Genomic DNA, 6651 nt, shown 5'->3' with positions numbered 1-6651 from the left:
CCATGACCAACCCCTTCGAGGACAACGACGGCCGCTACATCGTTCTCGTCAACGACGAGAACCAGCACTCCGTGTGGCCGTCCTTCGCCGACATCCCCGCCGGCTGGGCCGTCACCCACCCGGAGGACACCCGCGAGGGGTGCCTCGCCTACATCGAGGAGCACTGGACCGACATGCGGCCCAAGAGCCTCGTCGACGCGATGGACGGTCAGGAGTAGCCCGTCATGACGACCACCGCCGATCATCCCCCGGCCGGTCCGCGGACCGGCCCCGAGGAGATCACCACCGCGATGGCCTCGGCGGAGTTCCGCCGCGACCCGTACCCGCTCTACGCCCGGATGCGCCGGGAATCCCCGGTGCACCGCGGCCCGCAGGGCATCTGGTACCTCACCCGGTACGCGGACGTCGAGCAGGCCCTGGGCGACCTGCGGCTGTCCAACGACCGCGACCGGATGACCCGCGCCCTGGGTGCCCGTGACGGCAGTCTGCGGGACATCAGCCGGCTCACCGCGCGGCTCGGGCGCGTGATGAGCAACACCGATCCGCCGGAACACGCCCGGCTGCGCAAGCTGGTCAACAGGGCATTCACCGTCCGGCGTGTCGAGGCGCTGCGGGACCGCGTCCAGGCGGTCGTCGACCAGCTCGTCGACAGGGCGTCGGCGGCGGGGCCGTCGATGGACGTGATCGCCGCACTCGCCTCGCGGCTGCCGCACTCCGTGGTCTGCGAGCTGTTCGGGATTCCGGACGGCGACCGTGACCGTGTCAAGGGATGGTTCCGTGCGCTGGGCCGGATGACGGAGGACATCGACAAGGCCGTGGAGGTGGTGGACCAGTTCGAGGAGTACCTGATGTGGCTGGTCGGCCGGCGGCGGGACGCCCCCGGGGACGACCTGATCAGCGGGCTCGTCGCCACCCAGGCGCACGACGACCACCTCACCGACACCGAGCTCCTGTCCACCTGCTTCATGCTCATCACCGCGGGCGATGAGACCACCACCCACCTCATCGGCAACGGCACCCTCGCCCTTCTCCGTCATCCCGACCAGTTGGCCGGGCTGCGCACGGATCCCACGCTGATCCGACAGGCGGTCGACGAGCTGGTGCGCTACGACTCGCCGACACAGGCGATCGTGCGGGTCGTGGCCGAAGAGGTGGAACTCGCCGGGCACACCCTGGCCGCCGGGGACCTGGTGTATCTGGTTCTCGCCGCCGCCAACCGCGACCCCGAGCGCTTCGAGGACCCGGACCGGCTCGACCTCACCCGCGCCGGCAACCGGCACCTGGGATTCGGCAACGGACCCCACTTCTGCCTCGGGGCGCCGCTGGCCCGGCTGGAGACCGAGCTGGCCATCGGCACACTCGTCCGCCGGCTGCCGGACCTGCGCCTGGACACCGACCAGTTGGAGTGGCGCCCCAACCCGTTGCAGCGTCGCCTGGTCGCGCTGCCCGTCTCCTACTGAACACCCGCGAACCACTGATCGAGGAGTCACCGTCATGACCCGGGAATTCCGGGTGCGCCGGGAACAGGACCTTCCGGCCACGCCCCAACAAGTCTGGAACGCGGTCGCCACCGGAGCGGGCAACCTCGGCTGGCTCTACCCCATGGAGGTCGAGCCACACGTCGGCGGCGCCGTCACCCGCGGCCACGCCACCGTCGTCGAATGGGAGCCGCCGCACCGCTTCGCCTGCCGTTCCGAGGACGGCAAGGGCTTCTCCAACACCCTCAGCTACGCCATCGAGGCCCGGGACGACGGAGCCTCCCACCTCTCCATGGGCATCCACTGGGTACATGAGGGAACCGTCGACGGCGGCTGGGACACCCGCGCCGACGCCGCCGGGAAACACGTCGACTTCTACCAGCACAGCCTCGCCGAGTACCTGCGCCACTTCGCAGGGCACCGCGCCACCTACGTCAAGGCCGACCGGCCCTCACCGCCGGCGCACTCCGACGTGTTCACCTCACTGCTGCGGCAGGCCGGCCTCACCCACGGCACCGCCGTCGGCGACACGGTGCGCTTCCGCGTACCGGACGGCCTCGGCGGGCCGCGGGACGCCGTCGTGGACTACCTCAGTGGCGACTTCCTCGGCCTTCGCACCGACGACGGGCTCTACCGCTTCTTCAACGGGCAGGCCTGGAACTGGCCGATCTGGCTCGGCCACCACCTGTTCACCGACCCCGTCGACGAGAAGCGGGCCGCGCAGGAGTGGCAGGCATGGCTGGAGAAGGCGGCACCCTGATGGAGGCGAGCCAGATGTCCGATGGAACGCCCCTGTATTCCGCCGAGCTCATTCAGGAAGGGGGCGCCTACAAACTCGTCGTCACCGATCGCCTGCGCCACACCGTGCAGACCGCGTACGTCCCCAGGAGGGCGGTGGAGCAGCTTCCCACTTTCCTCTCCAAGCTCAATGCCAAGCAGACCAACGGGTTCCGGCAGCCATGACGGCCCACGACGACAAGAGATGGTTCCGAGTCCACCGGCGCGCGGAGGAGCCCAGGCTCCGGCTGGTGTGCTTTCCGCACGCCGGCGGCACGGCACAGCTGTTCCACAACTGGCCGGCCCGGCTGCCGCGGGACATCGAGGTGCTCGCCGTGCGGTACCCGGGCCGCCAGGACCGGCTCGCCGAAGCGTGCGTCGAGGACATGGCCACCCTGGCCGACGCGATCGAGGACGCCCTGCTCCCCTGGCTCGACCGGCCGTTGGCGCTCTTCGGACACAGCATGGGATCCTGCGTCGCCTACGAGGTGGCCCTGCGGCTGGAGGCCCGCGGCATCGTCCCCCAGCACCTGCTGGTCTCCGCGCGCGCCGCTCCCCACCGCGCCGGACACACCGCGCTCCACCTCGCCGACGACGAAGCCCTCGTCGCCCGCGTGCGACAGCTTGGAGACGTGTACTCGGAGGTGTACGACATCCCCGAGCTGCGTGAGCTGCTGCTGCCCGCCCTCCGCGCGGACTACCGGCTCATCGAGGGCTATCGCCCCGGGCATCCCACCCCGGTCAAGGCACCGATCACCGCGTACGTCGGCCGGGACGACCACAGTTGCGTACTCGACCGAGTGCAGGCCTGGTCCGAACTCGCCGCCCCGGACTCCTTCGAGCTGCACTCGTTCCCCGGCGACCACTTCTATCTCGTGCCTCACGAAGCCGAAGTGGTCACGGACATCGCCGGGCGCCTGGCGCCCGTGACGTAAGCGCCCGTCGGGTGGGGAATGCTCTGAACACCAGGAGGTGAAGCGACTCGCGCCGGCCGGCCGTGAGGCGGTGACCGGGTGCGGAGCCCGGTGCCACGGCACATGGCGCCCGCGGTGTTCCCAGGGGACGATGCCAGTGCCGGGCGCCGAGGCGTACGGCTTCGGCCGCAGTGGCCACGGGGATCGGGACGGAGGGCACGATGCGACCGGACACACGCGCCATCGACGCGGCACTCCGGCTGCTCAGCCGGGACTGGGCGGGACTGGCCATCGCTCTGCTGCCGGCGGCTGTCGGCGCGTGGTGCATCACCCTGGACGGCGGCTGGAGGGTCCTCGGCGGAGTGCTCTGTGCCGCGGCCCTGGCGCTCGCTCTCGGGTCCCTTCGCCACCTGGTGCATGTGGCACGCGTCCGGGTGAGGCATCCGCCACCCGGGCGAATGGTCGACGTGGGCGGCCACCGCATGCACGTCCTCGCCGAGGGGGACAGGAGAAACCGGCCGACGGTGGTCTGGATGCCGGGCGGTCATGTCGGCGGGTACGCCATGTACCCGCTGCACGCGTTGGCGCGGGAGCGGATGCGTTCGGTCCTGGTGGACCGGCCGGGCTCCGGCTGGAGCGACCCGGGCCCCTTCCCCCGCACGACGGCCACCGAAGCCGTCGAACTGCTCACCGCGCTGGAACGGGGCGGCGAAAAGGGGCCCTACGTCCTGGTGGGGCACTCCTTCGGGGGACTGCTCATGGCCAATGCCGCCAGGCGCCGCCCGGGCCTCGTGGCCGGTCTGGCGCTGCTCGATCCGACCCCGCCCGACGCCATCGCCTTCGGCCCGCCGATCCCGGCCCTGCGGCGGGCCTCGGGGCAGCAGATCGCCGTCGCGGCGCGCCGCCTCTTCGGCCTGCACGCCCTTGCGGACCGGAACGGAGCCCATTCCTCCGGGGGTCCGGCGGAGGTCCTGTCCGCGGTCGAGACCAGGACCAGAGCGGCCTGCGCCGCCGCGTCCATCCTGCGAGAGCTGTCGCCGGACGGCATCACCAGGGACGGCTGGCACACGGTCGTGCATGACGGCGAGCTCGGCTCACTCCCGCTCCTCCTCGTGGCGCCACGCGACCTGACCGGCGGCGACGAGATCTTCGACAAGGCCGACGCTGAGGAGAACGCCCGGTTACGGCACTTCTTCCTCACCGTCAGGGAACGGTTTCTCACGGCTTCCAGCAACGCCCGGAGGGTCTACACCCCGGCGGGAACCGGTCACGATTTCCCGAACCAGGTGCCCGAGTTCGTCGTGCGTGTGGTGAGTTCGTTCCTGGACGAATGTGCGCCGGATGCACCGCACTCACCATGAGCCGTCGCGGAACCACGGTGGACCGCGGACCACCTCCGCCCAATCGAATGAAAGGCACCGGCGTCCTCGAGCGCGTCGGCCGAGGGCCGACTACGGTGTCTTTCGGTGGGGGTGGAATTCCTGCCCGACGCTGCCTGCCTGCCGGGTCTGGCACGTGTGACGGCGGGAGCCGTGCTGTGTACACAAGAGAGGGTTCACGCATGCCCCCTGTAGTACCGCCCTTCCTCATCGGCCTGATCGCGGCACCTCTGCTCGACAGAGTCGGCAAACCGCTGCTGCGGGGCATCATCAAGACGTCGGTCGCTCTGACCCTGGAAGTCAAGCGTGCGGCCATCGAGGCGGGCGAGGAGATCCAGGAACTCACCGCCGAAGTCGCCGCCGGGCGGCTCGCGGCCCGTTCGCCCCGGACGCGGGGCGCCACAGCGGACTGAAGAATGATCAGGGCCGGTTTCGGATGCCTCCGAAACCGGCCCTGATCTGCGACTGTCCCCAGTCGGGACGACAGGATGTGAACCTGCGACCCCTGACTCGCCAGACCGTCGCGGCATGAGACATCGCAGCATTGCGCCCGAGTTCGCTGCGGCCTGGTTACTGCAGCTGCGGGTACAGTGCCGTCAGCTCTCCGGACAGTCCCGCCTTCACACGTTGCGTGATCTCGTCGGCCAGTACCTCGTGGGCGTCCGTCTCAATCCCGTCGAGAGCGAGGACGGCGACGTCACGCGGGCGGGACTTGGGCGCGTCCACGCGCGAGGCCATATCCGTGTCGATGTATCCGACATGCAGCCCCGTGACCGCGATTCCGCGCGGGCGGAGCTCCAGGCGCAGGGAATTGGTCTGCGACCACAGGGCTGCCTTGGTGGCGCTGTAGGAGCCGGCGACGCCCAGCCAGGAGAGCACGGAGTGGACGTTCAGGATGTGCCCGCCTCCATTGCGTTCGATGATCGGGGCGAAGGCGCGGGTGACCAGGAGCGGACCGTAGAAGTTGGTCTCGAACTCCGCGCGTATGTCCTTGAGCGCGGCGTCCAGGAGCGAGGTGGCCCCGAGCGAGACACCCGCGTTGTTGATCAGGACCGTGACGTCGCCCGCCTGCGCGGCCGCGGCGGCTACCGACTCGGGGCTGGTGACCTCCAGACCGAGCGGCACGGCGTCAGGGTGGGTCACCGCGCGTGGGTCGCGAGCCGTGGCGTACACCTTCGCCGCGCCCCGCTCGTACAGCTCCTCCACCAGGGCCTTCCCCAGGCCGCGACTGCCACCCGTGACGAGCACCACGGCGTTCTTGATCGACGTCATGTTCTTCTCCACCTCGGAAACCGATCGGTTTCCATCAAGGTAAACCGATCGGTTTCCCGGTGCAAGCGGAAGATGGACGGATCGCCACGGCGCGATTGCGCGAGTCGCCACTCGCAGGGCGATACGCACCTGAGTGGAACGCAAGGCGCTCGACCGCCCGTGCGATACGGGCGGCCGAGGGAGACAAGATGACTATGCGGCCGAGAGTGCCGACTTCAGAGGCAAGGACGCGGGGTCAGCGCACCCCGGCCGCGTCGAGCAGGGCGGCCAGCGTGGGCTCCAGAAGCCCGACGAGGTCATCGGCCTTGATGCCCGCCCGCGCGCTGGCGCCGTCGAAGATCAGGGCAAGTTGCCGGGCCAGCAGGTCGGGGTCACTCGCCCCTCCGGACGCTGCTTCCGTGCGGAAGAACGCCGTCAGGTCTTCTTTCACCCGGCACGCCACCCGGCTCGCAGGGTGCTCCTCGTTCTTGAGTTCGACCTGAACGGCAAGATACGGGCACCCTCGGTACTCCTGCGTCCCTGCCTGCGCCTCGACCTGCCGGAAGACGTGAAGGATCCGCTCGCGTGGCGAACGTCCACTGTCCGGCGGCAACAGGAACAACGTCGCGAACTCCGCGGCGCGGCTCTCCAGGCTCGCCGCCAGCAGTGCGTCCTTGCTCTCGAAGAGTTGATACATGGTCCGCTTGGACACGCCGGCCGCCTTGCACAGCGCTTCGACACCCACAGCCACGCCCTCGCGGTAGGCGAGGGCGGCCGCCGCGTCCAGCAGTCGCTGCCGGGGGCCGGACTTCACCTCTGTGGTCATACAGAGAGGTTAACCTCGCTCCCACC

9 protein-coding genes are annotated in these 6651 nt (G+C 69.9%); 7 read left to right on the top strand and 2 right to left on the bottom strand.

Annotated features, from left to right (window positions below):
* The first annotated feature begins 2 nt into the window (after positions 1-2).
* The 7 genes from OIE49_RS32065 to OIE49_RS32035 all read left to right on the top strand — a co-directional run bounded on the left by OIE49_RS32065 (position 3) and on the right by OIE49_RS32035 (position 4961).
* Positions 3-218 carry an MbtH family protein gene (locus tag OIE49_RS32065; protein WP_100570124.1) on the top strand — a complete coding sequence of 72 codons (216 nt, stop codon included), beginning with the start codon at positions 3-5 and terminating at the stop codon, positions 216-218.
* Positions 219-224: 6 nt separating this feature from the next.
* Entirely contained in the window at positions 225-1460 is a 1236-nt protein-coding gene (locus OIE49_RS32060; protein WP_326805344.1) for a cytochrome P450, read from the top strand.
* A gap of 34 nt (positions 1461-1494) precedes the next feature.
* Complete coding sequence (locus OIE49_RS32055) at positions 1495-2238, top strand: SRPBCC family protein (RefSeq protein WP_326805343.1); 744 nt, start codon at positions 1495-1497, stop codon at positions 2236-2238.
* Positions 2214-2441, top strand: coding sequence for a hypothetical protein (locus OIE49_RS32050; protein WP_326805342.1), 228 nt, complete (start codon positions 2214-2216; stop codon positions 2439-2441). Before OIE49_RS32055 ends, OIE49_RS32050 begins: the two co-directional genes overlap by 25 nt.
* A complete protein-coding gene (locus tag OIE49_RS32045; RefSeq protein ID WP_326805341.1) occupies positions 2438-3190 on the top strand; it encodes a thioesterase II family protein in 753 nt (250 codons plus the stop codon). Before OIE49_RS32050 ends, OIE49_RS32045 begins: the two co-directional genes overlap by 4 nt.
* Positions 3191-3390: 200 nt before the next feature.
* Positions 3391-4530 (top strand): alpha/beta hydrolase, encoded by a 1140-nt coding sequence (locus tag OIE49_RS32040; RefSeq protein ID WP_326805340.1) that lies wholly within the window; start codon positions 3391-3393, stop codon positions 4528-4530.
* 200 nt (positions 4531-4730) lie between these two features.
* On the top strand, positions 4731-4961 hold the full coding sequence (locus OIE49_RS32035; RefSeq protein ID WP_100570119.1) for a DUF5132 domain-containing protein: 231 nt from the start codon (positions 4731-4733) through the stop codon (positions 4959-4961).
* Positions 4962-5118: 157 nt separating this feature from the next.
* Here the strand turns inward: OIE49_RS32035 and OIE49_RS32030 are convergent, their stop codons facing one another.
* Positions 5119-5820: an SDR family oxidoreductase gene (locus OIE49_RS32030; RefSeq protein ID WP_326805339.1), complete on the bottom strand. Its 702-nt coding sequence runs from the start codon at positions 5818-5820 to the stop codon at positions 5119-5121.
* A gap of 235 nt (positions 5821-6055) precedes the next feature.
* Complete coding sequence (locus OIE49_RS32025) at positions 6056-6625, bottom strand: TetR/AcrR family transcriptional regulator (protein ID WP_326805338.1); 570 nt, start codon at positions 6623-6625, stop codon at positions 6056-6058.
* Positions 6626-6651 lie beyond the last annotated feature (26 nt).

It is taken from the genome of Streptomyces sp. NBC_01788 (genome assembly GCF_035917575.1).
In the GTDB taxonomy this organism is placed as follows: Bacteria; Actinomycetota; Actinomycetes; order Streptomycetales; family Streptomycetaceae; genus Streptomyces.
Note: the sequence above shows the minus strand (reverse complement) of the source record. Positions and strands in the feature narration are given on the sequence as shown.

Bases quoted from the DNA above. Each gene is read 5' to 3' on its own strand.
- OIE49_RS32065 (WP_100570124.1), top strand. From the start codon at position 3: ATGACCAACCCCTTCGAGGACAACGACGGCCGCTACATCGTTCTCGTC.
- OIE49_RS32060 (WP_326805344.1), top strand. From the start codon at position 225: ATGACGACCACCGCCGATCATCCCCCGGCCGGTCCGCGGACCGGCCCC.
- OIE49_RS32055 (WP_326805343.1), top strand. From the start codon at position 1,495: ATGACCCGGGAATTCCGGGTGCGCCGGGAACAGGACCTTCCGGCCACG.
- OIE49_RS32050 (WP_326805342.1), top strand. From the start codon at position 2,214: ATGGCTGGAGAAGGCGGCACCCTGATGGAGGCGAGCCAGATGTCCGAT.
- OIE49_RS32045 (WP_326805341.1), top strand. From the start codon at position 2,438: ATGACGGCCCACGACGACAAGAGATGGTTCCGAGTCCACCGGCGCGCG.
- OIE49_RS32040 (WP_326805340.1), top strand. From the start codon at position 3,391: ATGCGACCGGACACACGCGCCATCGACGCGGCACTCCGGCTGCTCAGC.
- OIE49_RS32035 (WP_100570119.1), top strand. From the start codon at position 4,731: ATGCCCCCTGTAGTACCGCCCTTCCTCATCGGCCTGATCGCGGCACCT.
- OIE49_RS32030 (WP_326805339.1), bottom strand. From the start codon at position 5,820: ATGACGTCGATCAAGAACGCCGTGGTGCTCGTCACGGGTGGCAGTCGC.
- OIE49_RS32025 (WP_326805338.1), bottom strand. From the start codon at position 6,625: ATGACCACAGAGGTGAAGTCCGGCCCCCGGCAGCGACTGCTGGACGCG.